The sequence below is a fragment of the Rhodospirillales bacterium genome, from assembly GCA_023898785.1.
Classification (GTDB): Bacteria; Pseudomonadota; Alphaproteobacteria; order Micavibrionales; family Micavibrionaceae; genus TMED27.
In genome coordinates this window covers 495,527-514,704 of the sequence record CP060239.1, presented here as the reverse complement: position 1 = coordinate 514,704, position 19,178 = coordinate 495,527, and the positions used below count along the sequence as shown (strand labels likewise).

General features: G+C 49.4%; 18 protein-coding genes. 5 read left to right on the top strand and 13 right to left on the bottom strand.

The annotated features are described in order from the left end of the window. From nuoL to H6859_02675, 3 genes are read right to left on the bottom strand one after another with little or no spacing between them, the layout of a single operon-like run. Positions 1–2,055 (bottom strand): NADH-quinone oxidoreductase subunit L, encoded by a 2,055-nt coding sequence (gene nuoL, locus H6859_02685; GenBank protein ID USO06119.1) that lies wholly within the window; start codon positions 2,053–2,055, stop codon positions 1–3. A 10-nt stretch (positions 2,056–2,065) separates the two neighbouring features. Continuing rightward, positions 2,066–2,377, bottom strand: a complete 312-nt coding sequence (nuoK, locus tag H6859_02680; GenBank protein ID USO06118.1) for an NADH-quinone oxidoreductase subunit NuoK — start codon at positions 2,375–2,377, stop codon at positions 2,066–2,068. Positions 2,378–2,388: 11 nt separating this feature from the next. Continuing rightward, on the bottom strand, positions 2,389–3,003 hold the full coding sequence (locus H6859_02675; protein USO06117.1) for an NADH-quinone oxidoreductase subunit J: 615 nt from the start codon (positions 3,001–3,003) through the stop codon (positions 2,389–2,391). A 194-nt stretch (positions 3,004–3,197) separates the two neighbouring features. On the opposite strand from H6859_02675, the gene H6859_02670 reads away from it, so the two are divergent. Then, positions 3,198–3,701 carry an acyloxyacyl hydrolase gene (locus H6859_02670; protein USO06116.1) on the top strand — a complete coding sequence of 168 codons (504 nt, stop codon included), beginning with the start codon at positions 3,198–3,200 and terminating at the stop codon, positions 3,699–3,701. Between the two features lie 8 nt (positions 3,702–3,709). On the opposite strand, the gene H6859_02665 is transcribed toward H6859_02670, so the two are convergent. From H6859_02665 to nuoH, 3 genes are read right to left on the bottom strand one after another with little or no spacing between them, the layout of a single operon-like run. Next, positions 3,710–4,276 carry a hypothetical protein gene (locus H6859_02665; protein USO06115.1) on the bottom strand — a complete coding sequence of 189 codons (567 nt, stop codon included), beginning with the start codon at positions 4,274–4,276 and terminating at the stop codon, positions 3,710–3,712. A gap of 57 nt (positions 4,277–4,333) precedes the next feature. Further along, entirely contained in the window at positions 4,334–4,816 is a 483-nt protein-coding gene (nuoI, locus tag H6859_02660; GenBank protein USO06114.1) for an NADH-quinone oxidoreductase subunit NuoI, read from the bottom strand. 10 nt (positions 4,817–4,826) lie between these two features. Continuing rightward, on the bottom strand, positions 4,827–5,840 hold the full coding sequence (gene nuoH, locus H6859_02655; GenBank protein ID USO06113.1) for an NADH-quinone oxidoreductase subunit NuoH: 1,014 nt from the start codon (positions 5,838–5,840) through the stop codon (positions 4,827–4,829). Positions 5,841–6,036: 196 nt separating this feature from the next. Here nuoH and H6859_02650 point away from each other — a divergent pair, with 196 nt between their 5' ends. Next, on the top strand, positions 6,037–7,272 hold the full coding sequence (locus tag H6859_02650) for a M23 family metallopeptidase (protein ID USO06112.1): 1,236 nt from the start codon (positions 6,037–6,039) through the stop codon (positions 7,270–7,272). Here H6859_02650 and H6859_02645 read toward each other — a convergent pair. Beyond that, positions 7,269–7,673: a phosphoribosyl-ATP diphosphatase gene (locus H6859_02645; protein USO06111.1), complete on the bottom strand. Its 405-nt coding sequence runs from the start codon at positions 7,671–7,673 to the stop codon at positions 7,269–7,271. The genes H6859_02650 and H6859_02645 overlap by 4 nt on opposite strands. A gap of 95 nt (positions 7,674–7,768) precedes the next feature. Continuing rightward, positions 7,769–9,853, bottom strand: a complete 2,085-nt coding sequence (locus tag H6859_02640; protein USO06110.1) for an NADH-quinone oxidoreductase subunit G — start codon at positions 9,851–9,853, stop codon at positions 7,769–7,771. A 95-nt stretch (positions 9,854–9,948) separates the two neighbouring features. On the opposite strand from H6859_02640, the gene H6859_02635 reads away from it, so the two are divergent. Next, complete coding sequence (locus tag H6859_02635; protein USO06109.1) at positions 9,949–12,843, top strand: phosphoribosylformylglycinamidine synthase; 2,895 nt, start codon at positions 9,949–9,951, stop codon at positions 12,841–12,843. Continuing rightward, positions 12,843–13,664 carry a phosphoribosylformylglycinamidine synthase subunit PurQ gene (locus tag H6859_02630; protein USO06108.1) on the top strand — a complete coding sequence of 274 codons (822 nt, stop codon included), beginning with the start codon at positions 12,843–12,845 and terminating at the stop codon, positions 13,662–13,664. Before H6859_02635 ends, H6859_02630 begins: the two co-directional genes overlap by 1 nt. Before the next feature lie 449 nt (positions 13,665–14,113). On the opposite strand, the gene H6859_02625 is transcribed toward H6859_02630, so the two are convergent. Next, the gene (locus tag H6859_02625; GenBank protein ID USO06107.1) at positions 14,114–14,956 is read right to left on the bottom strand and encodes a hypothetical protein; all 843 of its coding nucleotides are present in this window, start codon (positions 14,954–14,956) and stop codon (positions 14,114–14,116) included. A gap of 176 nt (positions 14,957–15,132) precedes the next feature. Here H6859_02625 and H6859_02620 point away from each other — a divergent pair, with 176 nt between their 5' ends. Continuing rightward, the gene (locus H6859_02620; GenBank protein USO06106.1) at positions 15,133–15,354 is read left to right on the top strand and encodes a hypothetical protein; all 222 of its coding nucleotides are present in this window, start codon (positions 15,133–15,135) and stop codon (positions 15,352–15,354) included. Positions 15,355–15,363: 9 nt separating this feature from the next. On the opposite strand, the gene nuoF is transcribed toward H6859_02620, so the two are convergent. The 4 genes from nuoF to H6859_02600 are packed head-to-tail and all read right to left on the bottom strand — an operon-like array spanning position 15,364 to position 19,172. Then, positions 15,364–16,644 carry an NADH-quinone oxidoreductase subunit NuoF gene (gene nuoF, locus H6859_02615; protein ID USO06105.1) on the bottom strand — a complete coding sequence of 427 codons (1,281 nt, stop codon included), beginning with the start codon at positions 16,642–16,644 and terminating at the stop codon, positions 15,364–15,366. Further along, complete coding sequence (gene nuoE / locus H6859_02610; GenBank protein ID USO06104.1) at positions 16,645–17,304, bottom strand: NADH-quinone oxidoreductase subunit NuoE; 660 nt, start codon at positions 17,302–17,304, stop codon at positions 16,645–16,647. Further along, positions 17,305–18,513, bottom strand: a complete 1,209-nt coding sequence (locus H6859_02605) for an NADH-quinone oxidoreductase subunit D (protein ID USO06103.1) — start codon at positions 18,511–18,513, stop codon at positions 17,305–17,307. Beyond that, a complete protein-coding gene (locus H6859_02600; protein USO06102.1) occupies positions 18,510–19,172 on the bottom strand; it encodes an NADH-quinone oxidoreductase subunit C in 663 nt (220 codons plus the stop codon). The genes H6859_02605 and H6859_02600 overlap by 4 nt, the downstream gene beginning before the upstream one ends. Between the last annotated feature and the right edge of the window lie 6 nt (positions 19,173–19,178).

The window sequence follows — 19,178 nt, the reverse complement described above, 5'->3', positions numbered from 1 at the left end:
CTAAAACCCTTGCCCGCTTTTAAATACAAACCACGAAACAATTGCGATGAGCGCAACCATCATCACAAATGCATACTGAAAGACATATCCGCTCTGGAAACGGCTAATCACACCAGCCAGCTTTTGAACGCTCTTCGCACTGCCGTCCGGGCCCAACCGGTCAATCGTATTTTGATCCCCAACGCGCCAGAAGAGCCGTCCAAGCATAAAAGAGGTTTTTATAAAAATAGCGTTGTACAGCTCATCAAAGAACCACTTATTGAAGAAAAGCGCATAAGGCACAGCAAAAATAGTTTTGATTTTTTCAGGAATTCCCGGGAGCAGCATATACGCCAGATAGGCTAAACCGATCCCTAAAAGCCCCATAACCAACGGCAGGAACTTGACCCATTCAGGCACATGGTGGGCAGATTCCAGCGTATCATTTTGGTGCTGCACACGGATAGCCTGTCCCCAGAATTTTTCTCTTCCCATGCCGCTATCCACGCCTTCTTCTTCAAGAACAGGTGCTTCAATGTCATGCTCAATTTCAACATCAAGGGTGTGATGCGCATCGAGTTCAATCTCAGCAACATGCTCAGCCTTACCGCTACCGACAAACGGTTCATAGAAGACCATCCCGGAAAACAATGCGCCTGTTGCCAAAACAACGAGCGGCCCCAGCATCACCGCCGGGCTTTCATGAATATGACTCATCACTTTTTCACTCGCCCGCGGCTTGCCGTGGAACGTCATGATTAACAAGCGCCACGTATAAAACGCCGTCATAAAGGCTGCTGCGATCCCCAGCCAGAAGGCGATATTCCCAAACCATGTGTGATCCGCCCATGCGGCCTCCAGCACGATGTCCTTGGAATAAAATCCGGCAAAAGGCGGTATCCCGGCCAGCGCAAGCGACCCAACCCACATCAAACCATAGGTCATAGGGATTTTCTTCCAAATCCCGCCCATCTTGCGCATATCCTGCTCATCACTCATCGCGTGAATGACCGAACCGGCCCCCAGGAACAACAAAGCCTTAAAGAACGCATGCGTCATCAAATGAAACATAGCCGCGCCATAGGCCGACACGCCTAGCGCAAAGAACATATAGCCGAGCTGGCTCATCGTTGAATACGCAATGACCCGCTTGATATCAAACTGCGTCAGACCGATCGTCGCCGCGACAAACGCCGTCGCCCCGCCAACCAATGTCACCACCATCAGCGCTTCTGGAGCATATTCATACAAGGGTGACATCCGCGCCACCAGGAACACACCAGCAGTCACCATCGTCGCCGCGTGAATAAGCGCCGAAACCGGCGTCGGCCCCTCCATCGCATCAGGAAGCCACGTATGCAACCCCAATTGCGCCGACTTTCCGATCGCCCCGACAAACAACAACAAACCAATCAGCGTCAACGCGTGATATTCCTGACCAATAAAGCTGAAATACGTCCCGGCCATTTCCGGAACTGCCTCAAAAATATCATCAAACTGCAACGTACCAAACACGACGAAAATCGCCATCATCGCCAGCGCCAGCCCAAAATCACCAACCCGGTTCACAACAAAAGCCTTCACCGCTGCGGCATTCGCACTGTTCTTATGATTCCAAAACCCGATTAACAGGTAGGAAGCCAACCCGACCCCCTCCCAGCCAAAGAACAGTTGCAGCAAATTATCCGCCGTCACCAACATCAACATCGCAAAGGTAAACAGCGACAGATACGCCATGAACCGACCCTTGCAGGGATCATGGCTCATATACCCGACCGAATACACATGAACGCACGCCGATACGATATTAATCACGCACATCATCACCACAGACAGCGAATCAATCCGCAGCGCCCATGAAACATTTAAATCACCTGAAATAATCCAACTTGAAAGCTCAGTCGTATAGCTATTTTCACCGATAGCCACATCAAAAAACAGGCTAATCGAGGCAAAAGCCGCCACGATCAAAGCACTACATGTTATAAACTGAGCGCCTTTATCCCCGAGCTGCTTTCCAAACAGAAAAGAAATCACAAACGCAAGCAAAGGCAAAAAGACAGCTAAAAGTTCCATTACACGCGCCCTACCCCTTCATACTCGAAATATCTTCGACCGCGATAGAACCTTTATTGCGGAAGAACGCCACCAAAATTGCCAGCCCGATCGCCGCTTCAGCCGCCGCCACCGTTAAGATAAACATCGTAAAGACCTGCCCCGTCAAATCATTCAGATAGGCGGAAAACGCCACAAAATTAATATTCACCGCAAGCAGCATCAATTCGATCGACATCAAAATCACAATCACGTTTTTTCGGTTCAAAAACATGCCAAACACACCGATCGTAAAAAGCAACGCCGCCAAAGTCAGATAATGTCCCAAAGCAATTTCAAACATGCCGCTCCCCATTAGCCCCCCGTTCCCGGCGTAACCTTGTGAATTTCCAGCACATCCTTACGCTTGCGCCGATGCTGGGCCGCCACCACCTGCTTGCGCAAACCAGGACGAGCGCGCAGCGTCAGAACAATCGCACCGATCATGGCCACAAATAAAATTAAACCGGCAAGCTGAAACGCCAAAATATAATCCGTATATAAAATCTGCCCCAAACTTTCAGTATTCGTCGCGCCTTCAAAACGCAAAGAAGGCGCGGCTAAATTTTGCTCAACCCCTGGAACAAAACCCCAGGCACCATAAATCAACACCAACTCACTCAATAGAACTGCGCCAATCAATAATCCCATCGGCACATATTGCATCGCCCCTTTACGCAAATTAGCAAAGGAAATATCAAGCATCATCACAACAAACAAGAACAACACCGCCACCGCGCCCACATAGACAATCACCATGATCATCCCGACAAATTCAGCCCCTAATAATATGAACAATCCGGCAGAATTAAAAAACGCAAGAATGAGAAACAGTACGGAATGCACAGGGTTGCGCGCCGTAATCACCATCAAGGCGCTCAGCGTCAAAATCACAGCAAAAATATAGAAGGCAATGCCGGAAATGATCATAAGAACAATCTTTTGTTTCTGCCCTTTCGTTCTAGTCTGTTACGCCGCGGCGCGCAAGGCCCCTAACCCAAAAAATCCTCTACATTTTAGACATTTTTTCAAGATTGATTTTTATCCTTAATCGGGCATTATAAAAATGATAAAGCACTGCTTTTAAATCCTTTTACACGCCCGCCCTAAAACAGAAATCACCCATGAGAAGAAAAGCTCTCTCCGCCTTTTTGAGCGCAGGATTACTAAGCGCAATCACCCCCGCAGCAGCCACAGATACAGCCCCCGCGTACTGGCTCAATTTCGCCATTGGTTACTATGATGTGTTTGATGAGCAAGACGGCTTCGACCTGCGCGCAGAATTCCGCCCAAACAGCACCGTATTTATCGATAATTTGAAACCCTGGGCAGGATTAGAACTCACCTCACAAGGCTCAATCTGGGCCGGCATCGGCCTGCTCTATGATCGGAATTTTAAAGAAAACTGGTACTTCACCCCCAGCCTGGGCGTCGGGTTTTACACCGACGGCGGCAGCGACAAAGACCTCGACTATCCCGTCCAGTTCCGCAGCCAACTTGAAATTGATTACGAACTGGAAAGCCAGCATCGCATCGGCCTGTCCTTAAGCCACATGTCAAACGCAGGCCTCGGAGATCACAACCCCGGCACCGAAGTCATCAGCCTGAACTGGTCCTATCCGTTTTAAAAACCACCTTAAACTTCTGGAATTCTCAGCGCATCAAATGCAAAACCACTTATTTTTTGTTTAGTTATAGTAGTGCCTCTATAAAGTTCGCTGTCCGAAACATATGGAATAATCGAAGCCAATACATCATTAATAGCCTGACCTTCCGGCTCACCAACGACATGGCAGTTTAAAATAGCTTTAGGAGAAATGTGTTCGATAGATTTTTTCCAATTTTCGCGATCAAACGCCAATTCACTTTGGCGCGATAAAGAAAAAAAACTATGTTCAGGATTACCGAGACCACTAAAATAAAGATTACAAAAAACGACAAAGTCATAGTTATCCTCTGAACCAAGTTCAAAAAAGTTTGAACCATAATCGAGATTGCAAACATCCACTTTTGGGTTGGCTGCAATACAAACATCTAGATTTTGATTAATCCATTTCACCGACTGAACAAGAGCGACAGTATCACTGTCTTGAAGGCAATCATCTTCACAACAAAGCCCACCAACAAGTAAAGCACTTGAATAAACACCCCCTGCCTGTGACTGATCACCAAACATAGTCGCAAGCCGCCGATCATCAAACACAACTCTCTTTAAAGCCATGAAAAGAAATATAAAGTAATATAAAATTATGTCAACAGACTATCTATAAGGCGCATCTGCGGCAATATTTGCCGCAATTTGCGCTTCCCAGCGATCGCCATTGGCAAGCAGTTTGTCTTTGTTATAAAACAACTCTTCACGCGTTTCAGTTGAATATTCAAAATTCGGCCCCTCAACAATCGCATCAACCGGGCAGGCTTCCTGACACAAACCGCAAAAAATACATTTGGTCATGTCGATATCGTATTTCGTCGTCCGTCGCGATCCGTCCGCGCGCGGCTCGGTTTCAATAGTTATGGCCAAAGCCGGACAAATCGCTTCGCACAGCTTACACGCAATGCAGCGCTCTTCACCATTCGGATAGCGGCGCAACGCATGCTCACCGCGAAATCGCGGGGAAATTGGTCCCTTTTCATACGGATAGTTAATCGTTACCCGCGGAACAAAAAACATATATTTCAGGGTCAGCAAAAACCCCTTCACAATTTCCGTCAGCAAAAATGAGCGTGCAAATCCGTCCATATCAATTCCTTTACCCCGGCAGCGCATCAAACGTAATGAGAACCCCGGCGGTGAACACCACCCACACAAGCGTAAGCGGCAAAAACACTTTCCACCCCAGCCGCATCAACTGGTCATAACGGAAACGCGGCAACGTCGCCCGTGCCCAGATAAAGAAAAACATCACCAACGCGGTTTTCATCGCAAACCAGATGATTCCCGGCACGAACGCCAAAAAACTCATTCCAAATGGTGACAGCCAACCACCAAGAAATAACGTTGTTGTCATCGCGCTCATCAAAATCATCGCCGAATATTCACCCAAGAAAAACAGCGCATAAGTCATGGCCGAATATTCAACCATAAACCCGCCGGTAATCTCCGACTCGCCCTCCGGCAAATCAAACGGCGCACGGTTTGTTTCCGCCAATATAGAAACCAGAAACACAATCAACATCGGAAACAGCAAAACCTGCATCCACAACGGACGAGGTGCTTCAACAATTTCCTGCAAATTGAGACTGCCCGTACACAAAAGCACACACACGATAATCAGCCCCATTGAAACTTCATAAGACACCATCTGCGAAGCGCTGCGAAGACCGCCCAGAAAAGCATAGCGCGAATTCGACGCCCATCCGGCCATAATCACGCCGTACACCGTCATCGACGACACGGCAAAAAGATACAAAATCCCAACATTGATATTGGCCAGCACCCATCCCTTATCAAAGGGAATCACCGCCCATGCAATCAACGACAAGGCAAACAGCATCATCGGCGCGAGCAAAAACACCGGACGGTTCGCCCCGCTTGGAATAATCGTTTCCTTGGAAAACAGCTTAATTCCATCGGCAATCGGCTGCAACAACCCAAACGGCCCGACCGTCATCGGCCCCTGTCTGCGCTGCATCGCGCCCATAATTTTACGCTCGGCATAAGTATAATACGCCACAGCCATAAGCACACCGGCCACGATCAAAACCGTGTAAAGCAGCGTTAAAGCCGTCCACAAAACATAAAGATTTTCAAAAAGTACGAACATCAGGAATTATAAAAATTTAAGCGTTAACATCCTCGCCCAATGTGCAACCTTTAAAAGAAAAAGTAAACGCTAAAATCCCGGCTATACCCACGTCAAATCTCGAGAATGCCACAATTTTAACTTTTCATTAACATATTATAATTACAATGCACTAAGCCCCTGTAAAATATACATAAGGGAAAATAGAGGCACCAAAATGGCGGATAAGACCGAAAAACGATCCATTCTTGATGATATTTTGGCACACGTAACCGTGCAAAGCGCCAATGGCGCTATCAGCATCAACAGCTCCAGCTTGGGTAAAGGCAAATCACAAACAGTCAAAAACTTACAACAAGAGCTGTCCAACGAAGGTCTGTACGTGTCCAAAGGCCATCGCTATTATAATGACGGTTATCCAGGAGGAATCACCGATTTTGGCCTGTTAATGAAGGCCGATCCAATACAGGCCATAAACCACATTAATGACGCTCTTAACGACAATAATTTAAATGAAAAGGATATTCTGAAACTACAAATAGCGCTGAATGCCAGCACAGACGATCCGACAAAAAAAATCAAAGTTCTCGGCGAAATGAACGCACAAACCGCCAACCGCCTTGCCGATCACCTCGCGCAACAGATGATAAAACCAGATCCAAACAGCGCTCTCAGCAAAGCCCTGCAAAAACACGCCGCTCCAACAAAATTAAGTGAAATAGGAATAGAGGCAAAAAAACAAACCTCTGATCGCTTTAACAACAGCGCCGCACATCACAATCACGATCATGGGCATGGGCATGGGCATGGGCAGAATAAAGAGATTCAAACCCGAAAACCGGTCGGAAGCAATACACTGGATACAAGCACCAGTCCTTTGACATTGCGAACGCCAATAAACAATATGAGGGTAACAAGCACTCTCAAAGAAAGGTTTGGCAAATCACATCAAGGCTTGGATATAAATACCGAAAAAAGAGGTAATGCGAATATCGGTGAGCCAATTCACGCCCCCGCAAACGGCGTCGTCGCCTATGCAGGAGCCTCCAGCGGCTATGGTAAACTGATATCCTTGTACCACGGCCACAACGTATACACGCAATATGGCCATGTCCGGGACACAAACCACCTTTCGATCGGTCAATCTGTTAACACCGGCGAAAATTTCGCGCAAATCGGCAAATCCGGCACAAACATTGCCCATTTACATTTTGAAGTGATCATCGAAAGAAACGGTGTAGGCTACATTGTCGATCCGCAAAAGGCCCTAGTACCAGGTGTTAATCTTTATGACCCTGACGTACAAAACAAACTTATTGAAAGCGCGAGCGAAAAAATCTCAAAGAACACTTCAGAGGCCTTCGGAACCAGAGTCGCAAGTTTCAATGAACAACGCTACGAAACGACACTCATCGCATCAAATACAATCAACGATAAACCGGCAATCACTTAAGCCGCTTTATCTTTCCCTTCAATAAACTGCGCAATGTCGGGCTTGAAATAATTCGGTCCCTTGAGAATCTTGCCATCCTCTTCGCGCACAATCGGCTTGCCATCTGCACCAAGCTTGCTCATATTCGAGCGCTGCACCTCTTCAAATGCCGCCGTTTTCACACCATGCAAACCAAAAGACAAATACGCCCCGTCCAGCACATATTGAATATCGGTGAGCGCGTCAAGTACCTCGACAATATTTCCTTCCGCCAGCGCCTCCTGCAATTCCTCAAGCTCTTCGGCCAGCAAATTCACCCGCAGCGCATTGGTCTTTTCATCCGAAATATCCGGCGCAGCCTTCACCGGAAGCCCGTACGTTTCATGGAAAATCTGTACATATTCAAGTGTCGTTTTGCTCATATCCTATCCTCTTTCGTCATTGCGAGCGCAGCGAAGCAATCCATAAACTAGATTGCTGCATCGTCCTCGCAATGACATACTCGCAAACATTGTCATCACTCCGCCGCCTCCAACATTTCATCATCAGCATGAGTAAACGATTCTACACAGTCTCGCATCGTCGCCGAAGCCCGGCAAATCACATTCGCCATATAATAATTACGTACAGGATTCACAAAAGAAGCTTTATCGGCCGGGCCCTTCGTGCCAAATTCACCCCACGGCGCCGGTGCAATAGAATCGACAACTGACATATGCTTAAATTCATCCAAAACACGATCCCGCAACTCAGCCTGCGTATTATACGGCAATGTCTGGCCTAAAGCTTCCGAAAGCGCCCGCAAAATCTTCCAGTCTTCTTTGGCATCACCCGGCGGGAACGAAGCGCGGCGCGCATATTGCACCCGCCCTTCGGTATTTAGATAAATCCCGTCTTTTTCGGTATAAGCAGCCCCCGGCAAAACCACATCTGCACGAAGCGCCCCATGATCCCCGTGATGCCCTTGATAAATCACAAAAGTCTTCCAGCCGATAGACGCACGCGCATCGAACTCATCCGCGCCCAGCATATACAGAGCTTTGATAGAGCCATCCTTCGTCCCCTTAACAATTCCAGCAAAATCCTTACCGCCAACCTGCGGAACGAATCCCACATCAAGCGCCCCAACCCGGCTCGCTGCGCGGTGCAAAATGTTAAAGCCGTTCCAACCCTCTTTCGCAACGCCAAGTTTTTCGGCAGCCATGTAAAGCGCATGGTGAATCGCCTCGCCGTCAGGCCGTGCAAACACGGCGCTGCCAACGACAATCATCGGCTTCTTGGCGTCTTTGAAGACCTTTGCAAAACCGCTTTTAGCCTTCACAAACTTTTCGAGTGCCTCAGGCCCATCCCCAAAATGCTCATAATCATAGGTCAACGCCGCCCGCTCTCCGATCAACCCGATCTTCACCCGGCGTTCAAACTGTGCCTTACGAATACGCGCATTAATAACCGTCGCTTCATGACGCGGATTGCTCCCGATCAGCAAAATCGCATCAGATTCATCAATGCCGGCAATGGTAGAATTAAACAAATATCCCGCCCGGTTCGATGGATCAAACTGCGCCCCGTCAGTACGGCAATCCATATTCGGACTGCCCAGTTTTTCGAGTAAATCTTTCAACGCGACAATCGATTCGACTTCGGCCAAATCACCGACCAGCCCGGCAATCTGCTCACCCTTCAAACTTGAAAGTTTTTTGGCAATCAACGCAAACGCCGCTTCCCAACTCGCCTCAACCAACTTTCCACTGTCTTCATCACGAATATATGGCCTATCCAGACGCCCGTTATTAAGGCCGTCATACGCAAAGCGCGTCCGGTCAGAAATCCACTCCTCATTCACATCTTCATGCAAGCGCGGTAGAATTCGCATCACTTCTCGCCCACGCACATCAACGCGGATATTCGATCCCACCGCATCATGCACATCAATCGTCTCAACCTTTTTCAACTCCCATGGCCGCGCCTTAAATGCATACGGCTTGGAAGTCAGCGCCCCTACCGGGCACACATCAATCAAATTGCCCGAAAGCTCTGTCTGCACCAATTCACCAATAAATGTACCAATCTCGGCATCTTCCCCGCGATTAAGCTGCCCCAACACAGGCGTACCGGCGATTTCTTCGGCAAAACGCACACAGCGCGTACAATTAATGCAGCGCGTCATCGTAGTGCTAATCAGCGGCCCTAGCTCCTTGTCCTTCACCGCACGTTTATTTTCCGCAAAACGACTCCGGTCAAATCCATAGCCTACAGCTTGATCCTGTAAATCACATTCGCCCCCCTGATCACAAATCGGACAATCGAGCGGATGATTGATGAGAAGCATCTCCATCACGCCCTTGCGCGCCTTCTTAACCATCTCGGAATCGGTATGCACAACCATGCCTTCACCCGCAGCCATCGCACATGATGCCACCGGTTTTGGCGGCCCGCCTTCAACCTCCACCAGACACATCCGGCAATTTGCCGGCACACTCAGCTTGTCATGATAACAAAAGCGCGGCACCTCAATGCCGAGCGCTTCCGCCGCCTGCAAAATACTTGTTCCGCGTTCGACTTCGATTTCCATGTCATTGATTGTGAGCTTAACTGTGGCCATAAATTTGAGTTTCTGTTGTGAAGTGTATTGAATTCTCTAACCTATTCCTGTTTAATCTGCGCGAAAGCCAAGATCAACAGTTAGTTTAAAAGTATATGACCACTCGCATTGAAGTTCTAGCCTCACCGGAAGACGGGCGCGCAAAAACACTGGAAAAAATCTTAAAGCACCAAGGCAAAACCGCGCAAGTGCGCGTGGTCGATGTTTACACCAGCGAACACCCGGCCGCCGCCAATGACAGCTTTCAATCCAGCCTTGCCAACCCTGTGACTCAGAAAATCGGCTCCCTCCCCGATGATTTCGACTGGGCCCTGGAAATCGGATATCTGCCCGGCGTTACCGACAATGTCGGCCACACCGCCGCAGAATTGCTAAAACTGGCCGGAGCCGAAAACGACAATGAGTGCTTCTCTTCCCGCCTATATCTCATCAAAGGCGACCTTAAGCAAAGCGATATCGAAGAACTTTCGCAAAGCCTTTCCAACAATCTGATTCAACGTGCTTCCATCAAAAGCGCTGAAAAATTCAAAGCCGATGGCGGAATGGACGCCGTCATCCCTCGCGTCACGCTTGATTCAACAAGCAGCGCAGCAGCCGACGCAATTGACCTCAATGATTTGGATGACGAACAACTCATGGAGATCAGCCAAAAGGGAATCCAAAATCGAGGCCCCCTCGGTCTCCCTCTGGTTTATATGAAAGCCATACAAAAGCACTATAACGGCAAAACCATCACAGACATCGAACTCGAAACCATTGCGCAAACATGGTCCGAGCACTGCAAACACACGATTTTTGCCTCCCCTATCGACGATATTGCCGACGGTCTTTACAAAGGCTTTATCAAGCGCGCCACCAAAGAAATCCGCGCCGCTAAAGGCGATAATGACATTTGCGTTTCGGTCTTTTCCGATAACGCCGGCGGCATTATTTTCGATGATGAATACCTCATCACCGACAAGGTTGAAACGCACAACTCCCCTTCCGCCCTCGACCCGTTCGGCGGCGCAATCACCGGAATCGTCGGCGTCAACCGCGACTGCATCGGCTTCGGCCAAGGGGCCAAACCTATCATCAATCGTTACGGATTTTGCCTCGCCGACCCGCGCACTTCGTCGGAATATTACCGTGATCAAAAATGCACAATCCCCGTGCTATCCCCTGAAACTATCATGAAAGGCGTGATTGACGGTGTAGAAGCAGGCGGCAACCAGTCCGGCATCCCCACCCCGCAAGGCTTTGTGACCTTTGATGATCGCTTCGTCGGAAAGCCTTTGGTTTTCGTGGGAACAATCGGCCTCATCCCGCGCGAAATCAACGGGAAACCTGGCCACGAAAAATGCGCAAACCCCGGCGATAAAATCGTTGTCGCAGGCGGCAGAGTTGGCCGCGACGGCATCCACGGCGCAACATTTTCTTCCGTGGCACTCGATGAAGGCTCCCCTGCCACCGCCGTCCAAATCGGCGACCCCATCACGCAGAAAAAAATGTCCGACGCTATTATCAAAGAAATCCGTGATATGGGGCTCTACAGCGCGATTACCGATAACGGCGCAGGCGGCATGTCTTCTTCCATCGGTGAAATGGCTGAAGGCTCCGGCGGCTTCCATGTTGAACTGGATAAAGTACCGCTAAAATACCCTGGTATGGCCCCATGGGAAATCTGGATCAGCGAATCACAAGAACGCATGACCATGGCCGTACCGCCCGAAAATGTTGATAAAATCATTGAACTCTTTGCTAAGCGGGGCGTTGAAGCAACCGTTGTTGGCATCTACACCGATGATGGCCGCGCAAAAATCACCTATCAAGGCGAAACCATCATGGATATGGATATGGACTTCCTCCATGACGGCAATCCTGAAACCCCGCTTGCAACCAATTTCACCCGCGGCGGTAATGATGAACCGGATATTAATGAACCCAGCGCCCATGAAAGCGCATTGCTGAATATGCTGGGCCGTTTGAATATCTGTTCAAAAGAATTCATCTCAACCCAATATGACCATAACGTGCAGGGCTCCGCCGTTATGGGACCGTTACAAGGCCCAGGACGCGTTTACGCTGAAACCTCAATCACTCGGCCTGTTTTAACCAGCAACAAAGGCATTGTCCTCTCCCAAGGCCTCTTCCCGCGCTACAGCGACGTCGACACTGCCGCCATGGCCGCCGCAGGCCTCGATCTCGCCGTACGTAACGCGGTTGCCGCCGGTGTGGATCTGAACCAACTCGCCCTGCTCGACAATTTCTGCTGGTGCAGCTCAGATGAACCCGAACGCTTGGGGCAGCTCAAACGCGCCGTTGAAACAATTTATGAGATGGCCGTAAAATACGAAACCCCGTTCATTTCCGGCAAAGACTCAATGTTCAACGACTTCAAAGGCTTTGATAAAAACGGTAAACCAGTCAAAATCTCGGCCCCGCCAACCTTGCTGGTTTCTTCCATCGGTGTGATTCCCGATATTGAGCGTTCCATCGATCTCGCTCCCAAAGCCGTTGGCGATCTGGTCTACCTGCTCGGCGAAACCAAGGATGAGTGCGGAGCATCCGAATATTACGACCATCTCGGCCATCTCGGCAACAACGTCCCAGAAACCAACAGCCACCAGAACTTACGCCTCTATAAACTCTATGGCCGCGCCGCCCGCGACCGCCTGATCGCCTCCGCCTACGCGCTGAACTATGGCGGCCTTGGCGTAGCTTTGGCCAAAAAAGCCATCGCCGGGCAAATGGGCATGGATATTGACCTGTCGACTATCGACAGCGAACTGCGCAGCGACAAACTTCTGTACTCCGAAAGCACCGGCCGCATCCTCGTCACCGTCGCCCCGCAAGACAAGGACAAGTTCGAGAAAAATTTTAAAGGTTATGAGCATTGCACGTTTGTAGGTCATATTGCCTACGGCAATAAACTCAATATAAAGAATATATTACAAGTTGATATTGATAAACTGGATGAGGCGTATAAAGCGCCCCTAAGGAATTGCTAATGAGCGCTAAAGTTCTCGTACTCGCCGGATACGGCCTTAACTGTGAAGAAGAAACCCTGCACGGTTTTGAACATGCAGGCCTCTCAGGCCAAATCCGCCACATTAACGATCTGATCGAAAACCCAAAGGAGCTGGAAACGGCAGAAATTCTTGCTATCCCCGGCGGGTTTTCCTACGGCGATGACACCGGCGCCGGCAACGCCTATGCGCAAAAACTCAAACTCGCATTGTGGGAACCTTTGCAAAAATTCATCGCGCGCGACACACTGGCCATCGGCATATGCAACGGCTGTCAGATTCTCACCAATCTCGGCCTCAACCCGCCCACGGGCACCCCCTATGGCGAGCGCAAGATTGCCGTAACATACAATGAAACTGCGCGCTATCAATGCCGCTGGATCGACCTGAAAATCACCTCAAGCTCCCCATGGCTCAGCGGTATAGAGCACATGCACCTCCCCGTCGCCCACGGCGAAGGCCGCTTTATGATGGATGAAGGCACCCTCAAAACCCTCCAGAATAACAGCCAGATCGCCGCGCAATATATCAAACCGGGCGGCACGCCCGCCAATGGCGAATTCCCCTACAACCCCAACGGCTCGCTCAGCGATATCGCCGCCATCACCGATGAAACCGGGCGCATTTTAACCATCATGCCCCACCCCGAACGCGGCATGTTCACCAGCCAGCGCGATGATTATATGCAAATCAAGGATGCCGCCCGCCGCAAAGGCCAAGCAGTAAACGAAACCGCCGACGGCATGGCTTTGTTCACCAACGCCGCGCGCTACTTCGAAATAGCGCAGAAAAAAAGCGCTTAACGTTTAATCAAATCAATCCTGCCGAGGAGTAAGTTCAGTAGCACTAGAGAGAAGTTTCTTATACTTTCGCGCGCGCCCATAATGACGCTTTGCCCAAAATCCAAAAAACCCTGAAAGCCCAAGAAAACCAACGCCGCCTATACCCTTAACGACACCGCTCACTAAAGCGCTTCTGGCCTGATGATCGTTGGAAACCACAGCCTTTCGAAAATCATCAACAGCCGAATATGCAGTCCCCCCCAGCCACAATAACGCTTAAAACCGCCCCGGCCGTAAACCTCCGACCCCTCACTACATTGTTGTTAGCAAGAGCCCGCCAAGTCCGTTTCCGCTCCGATAACGCCTCAACGCGGCTTTCTATCATATTTCACCCTCTTTTCACATAACTTAAGAAAGAACATATAAATATATTTTCCAGAAGTCAAAAACTTCCTCAATTTTAAAAACCTTTAGCCAAATTCAAAAGAATCATCATCCCGAACAATCTCCGAATTACAATCAACGCTCAATCTGCCAAATTCTTCCCCAGCCTTTTCCAAAACCTCGTCAACACGTTTTAACATACCCATGAGATCGCGGTTCCATTTCCTCCTGGATTCACGACCATTATATAAACCAAAACCACACTTTCTCTCAAATATATATAAAAAAGAAATTTGCGCCGAAGCCTCGTAAAGCTCTATCTCCGCAAGAGAAATCTTTGAACGTGCCCCAAGAGCTGTAATCAGCGTTTTAAGACCATCCTTATCCTCCGTATAATCACACGCAAGAACGTCACCGGCTATCTCCGCTCTTCCTGCCCTGATTTTTTCAAAAAGCATAGGATTATGTACCGCCTCACGTTCAAGAATATCTAACCCCTCCCGAAAACGCGAAATTTCTTCGGAGTGGTTTTGATCAAATGCCTTTTGAGTATCCATAAACTCTGCAGATAGTCCGGATTTTAAAAGCGCATCTTTAACAATTTCTCCCATCGCTTTTCGGAACAAAATATGGTTATAATGTCTCGCATATAAAATCCCCGCATAATCATCCAAAACTGTCTCCGCCTGACGCGCCCAAATTTCTTGAGAAATATCCGGCAACAAGTCTTGAAGCTCCTGCGGAGTATCAATAGAAATATCATCAACACTCTTTCCCAAAAGCCCTTCACTAAATGCTTCTAAAGCCGAATGCTTTTGACAGCCCATCCCTGGATAAGCCGCAAGGTCATCGACCAACGTCTTCATATTGGCGCGAATAGCACAGGCCTGCTCATAACGCTCTCTTAGCTTTGAAATATCAATATCCATAACGTTTCCGTTTCCCAAGGATCATAATCTTGGCAACCATAGACAACAGGCATAATTATGTCAACAAATAGCCGTGTATTTTATAGCACATTATACATTTTTATTGACAAAACACATTACATAACGTAAAAACCACTCCAAACAACTTTATCGAGCATAATATTGGGAACAAAAAAATGGAAATAAGATCGCCATTAGATAAACAAAGTGGAATAACGGCTCTGTTTGGCGCTCTGGCCGCTGGAGCCGTTCTGATCACAGCCTTAGCGCTTTCAGACATACCCGCAGAAGAACAAGGACTGACCGCTGACTATAATAATAACAGCAATAACAGTTTTGTATTTGAAATCGCAGAAAAAGATATGACACCGCCCGTACCAGACTATGCACAACAATAAGCCAAAAGCCTAAGCCGCCGCCTTACGGTACTCCATAATTCTGTGCTCCATCTCGGAACGAAAATGCTTGATCAACCCCTGCACCGGCCAGGCCGCCGCATCGCCCAGCGCACAAATCGTGTGCCCTTCAATTTCCTTGGTCACCTCAAACAGCATATCAATCTCTTCAACGCTGGCATTGCCTGCCACCATCCGCTTCATCACGCGCCAGACCCAGCCCGTCCCTTCACGACACGGCGTACATTGACCGCAACTCTCATGCATATAAAACTGCGACAATCGGCAAATTGCCTTGATCACATCCGTAGACTTATCCATCACAATAACGCCCGCCGTGCCAAGGCCAGTACCGAGTTCACGCAAGGAATCAAAATCCATATGCAAGTTTTCACACATCTCTTTCGGCAACATCGGCGTCGAAGACCCGCCCGGTATCACAGCCAGCAGATTATCCCATCCGCCGCGCACACCGCCACAATGCTTCTCAATCAGCTCTTTGAGCGGAATGCCCATAACCTCTTCGACATTGCATGGCTGGTTCACATGCCCCGAAATACAAAACAGCTTCGTCCCGGCATTCTTCTCATTCCGGCCCAGCCCGGAGAACCACGAACCTCCACGGCGTAAGATCGTCGGCGCCACCGCAATCGTTTCCACATTATTCACCGTTGTCGGACAGGAATACAGCCCCGCCATCGCCGGAAACGGCGGCTTATTACGCGGCTGGCCTTTCTTGCCTTCAATCGATTCAATCAACGCGGTTTCCTCGCCGCAAATATAAGCCCCGGCCCCGCGATGCAAAACAACATCAAAATCCCAACCGGACCCGGCGGCATTCTTCCCCAACAATCCAGCAGCATAGGCTTCTTTAATCGCCTTAATCACTTCAGAACCCTCATTCTGAAATTCCCCGCGAATATAGATGTACGCTGCATGCGCCCCCATCGCGAAACCGGCAACTAAACACCCTTCAAGCAATTTATGAGGTTCATGGCGTAAAATATCGCGATCTTTACAAGTTCCGGGCTCAGACTCATCGGCATTCACCACCAGATAATGCGGCCGCCCATCCGATTCTTTAGGCATAAAAGACCATTTCATCCCTGTAGGAAAACCTGCTCCACCACGCCCGCGCAAGCCGGAGGCCTTCATCTCATCAATAATCCAGTCCCGCCCCTTGGCCAAAATTGCCTTAGTATTGTCCCAATCTCCACGTGCCTGCGCCTGCTTAAGAGAAAAACTCTCCCAGCCATAAATATTCGTAAATATTCGGTCTTCGTCGTTAAGCATTTAAGCCACTCCCGCCTTTTTTGCCCGCTCTTTAAGAGTCGTCGGTCCGGATAGCGCCATCGAGGCTTTACGTGCCTTTTGTGAACCAATTTTCGGCTTCATATCCTCGGCCAGCATATCAAGAATTTCCTTCATGCTCCCCTCGGTCAGATCCTCGTAATAATCATCATTGATCTGCACCATCGGCGCATTCACACACGCGCCAAGGCATTCAACCTCCATCAAGGTAAATTTGCCGTCCTTCGTGGTCTCGCCCATACCGATACTCAAATGCTTCGTACAGGTCTTGATAATATTATCACTCCCGCACAGCCAGCACGGCGTCGTCCCGCAAATCTGCACCAGATACTTCCCCACTGGCGCAGTGTTATACATGGAATAAAACGTCGCCACCTCGTAAACCTTGATCGGCGCCATATCGAGGATTTCTGCAATCTTATCCATCGCCGCGCGCGGAATCCACCCACCATAGGGCGGCTTCGCCTTCGCGCCCTCTTCACCCACCTGACGCTGCGCCAGATCCAGCAAAGGCATCACCGCCGATTGCTGCCTGCCCTTGGGATACAGCGAGATCGCCTCATCAACACGCTTCTGATACGCTTTATTAAATTCAAAGCTATCCGGCTGATAATCAGCATGCAATTCAAACGGTTTTTTCATCTAACGATCAATCTCCCCAAACACAATATCGAGGCTGCCGATAATCGCCACCGTATCGGCCAGCTGATGCCCCTTGCTCATAAAATCAAGCGCCTGCAAATGCGCAAAGCCCGGGGCGCGAATGCGGCATCTATAAGGCCTGTTCGTCCCGTCACTCACCAGATACACGCCGAACTCGCCTTTGGGGGCTTCCACGGCTGTATAGGTCTCCCCTGCCGGCACATGAAAGCCCTCACTAAACAGCTTAAAGTGATGGATCATCGCCTCCATCGAAGATTTCATCTCGCCGCGCGGCGGCGGCGCAACCTTGTAATCATTGACGCGGCTCGGCCCGTCCGGCATCTTTTCAATCGCCTGTTTCATAATTTTCAGAGATTCATAAATCTCGGCCATCCGCACCAGATAGCGCGCATAACAATCCCCGGTCTTCCCAACTGGAATATCGAAATCAAAATCTTCATATGAATCATAAGGCTGGTTCTTGCGCAAATCCCACACCACACCGGAAGCGCGCAGCATCGGCCCGACAAAGCCCCAATTCAGCGCCTGGTCCTTCGAAACAATACCAATATCCACCGTGCGCTGCTTGAAAACGCGGTTATCCGTAAGCAACGTTTCCAGATCGGTCAGGAATTTCGGCAATTCTTCAACCCACTCCAGCATATCGTCCAGAAGCCCCGCCGGAAGATCCTGCGATACACCGCCGGTGCGGAAATAATTCGCATGCAACCGCGCCCCGCAGGCCCGCTCACAAAACTCCATGCCCTTCTCGCGTTCTTCGAACCCCCATAGCGCCGGGGTCACAGCTCCCACATCCAGAGCAAAAGTTGTAATATTGAATATGTGATTAATCACACGGCTCAGCTCGGCAAACAGCACTCGAATATATTGCCCCCGCTTGGGCACGCTGATCCCCAGCAGCTTTTCCGTCGCCAGAACAAACGCATGCTCCTGATTCAAGGGACACACATAATCCAGACGATCAAAATACGGCATCGCCTGCGTATAGGTCTTATGCTCGATCAGCTTTTCCGTGCCCCGATGAAGCAGACCAATATGCGGATCCGCCCGCTCGACAATCTCGCCTTCCATTTCCAGAACAAGCCGCAAAACCCCATGCGCAGCCGGATGCTGCGGCCCGAAATTCATTGTATAGGGCTTGATCTGCGTCTCTTCGACAATATCTATATCTCGTTTTTCTGCGCTCATCCCGCACCACGCCCCTCTTTTGACGCCTTCCAGCCATGCGCAGGAATAGCCGCCTTCTTATCACCGGAAAGCTGCACATCGGTCATTGCTTCCCACGGCGATAATGCATCAAACTGGCGGAAATCCTGAGACAGTTTCACAGGCTCATAAACAACGCGTTTAAGCTCATCGTCATAGCGAACTTCAACATAACCGGTCAGCGGAAAATCCTTGCGCTGCGGATGTCCCTCAAAACCATAATCGCTCAATATACGGCGCAGATCAGGATTGCCTGCAAACATCACACCATACATGTCCCACACTTCACGCTCATACCATCCCGCAGAGCTGAAAATATCCACCACAGACGGCACAGGCGTCTCTTCATCTGTTGTAATTTTTACGCGTAGCCGCTGATTATGTCGCAAGGACAGTAAGTTATAGACAACATCAAAACGGCCAACGCCCAACGCCCTATCCGGATAATCCGCCCCGCAAATATCAACCAAAACGCGAAATGTACACTCTTTGTCATCCCGCAGAAAATTCAAAATGCGCACAATATTTTCACGATTGCCATTCAGCGAAAGCTCGCCTTTAAAAAAATCATAACTCGCAATGGAATCGTCCAGATTTTCCATGATGTAATCAGCCAGATCCTTAAGTGCATCCGTTGCCATCCTCGC

Bases quoted from the DNA above. Each gene is read 5' to 3' on its own strand.
- nuoL (USO06119.1), bottom strand. From the start codon at position 2,055: ATGGAACTTTTAGCTGTCTTTTTGCCTTTGCTTGCGTTTGTGATTTCT.
- nuoK (USO06118.1), bottom strand. From the start codon at position 2,377: ATGTTTGAAATTGCTTTGGGACATTATCTGACTTTGGCGGCGTTGCTT.
- H6859_02675 (USO06117.1), bottom strand. From the start codon at position 3,003: ATGATCATTTCCGGCATTGCCTTCTATATTTTTGCTGTGATTTTGACG.
- H6859_02670 (USO06116.1), top strand. From the start codon at position 3,198: ATGAGAAGAAAAGCTCTCTCCGCCTTTTTGAGCGCAGGATTACTAAGC.
- nuoI (USO06114.1), bottom strand. From the start codon at position 4,816: ATGGACGGATTTGCACGCTCATTTTTGCTGACGGAAATTGTGAAGGGG.
- nuoH (USO06113.1), bottom strand. From the start codon at position 5,840: ATGTTCGTACTTTTTGAAAATCTTTATGTTTTGTGGACGGCTTTAACG.
- H6859_02650 (USO06112.1), top strand. From the start codon at position 6,037: ATGGCGGATAAGACCGAAAAACGATCCATTCTTGATGATATTTTGGCA.
- H6859_02645 (USO06111.1), bottom strand. From the start codon at position 7,673: ATGAGCAAAACGACACTTGAATATGTACAGATTTTCCATGAAACGTAC.
- H6859_02640 (USO06110.1), bottom strand. From the start codon at position 9,853: ATGGCCACAGTTAAGCTCACAATCAATGACATGGAAATCGAAGTCGAA.
- H6859_02635 (USO06109.1), top strand. From the start codon at position 9,949: ATGACCACTCGCATTGAAGTTCTAGCCTCACCGGAAGACGGGCGCGCA.
- H6859_02630 (USO06108.1), top strand. From the start codon at position 12,843: ATGAGCGCTAAAGTTCTCGTACTCGCCGGATACGGCCTTAACTGTGAA.
- H6859_02625 (USO06107.1), bottom strand. From the start codon at position 14,956: ATGGATATTGATATTTCAAAGCTAAGAGAGCGTTATGAGCAGGCCTGT.
- H6859_02620 (USO06106.1), top strand. From the start codon at position 15,133: ATGGAAATAAGATCGCCATTAGATAAACAAAGTGGAATAACGGCTCTG.
- nuoF (USO06105.1), bottom strand. From the start codon at position 16,644: ATGCTTAACGACGAAGACCGAATATTTACGAATATTTATGGCTGGGAG.
- nuoE (USO06104.1), bottom strand. From the start codon at position 17,304: ATGAAAAAACCGTTTGAATTGCATGCTGATTATCAGCCGGATAGCTTT.
- H6859_02605 (USO06103.1), bottom strand. From the start codon at position 18,513: ATGAGCGCAGAAAAACGAGATATAGATATTGTCGAAGAGACGCAGATC.
- H6859_02600 (USO06102.1), bottom strand. From the start codon at position 19,172: ATGGCAACGGATGCACTTAAGGATCTGGCTGATTACATCATGGAAAAT.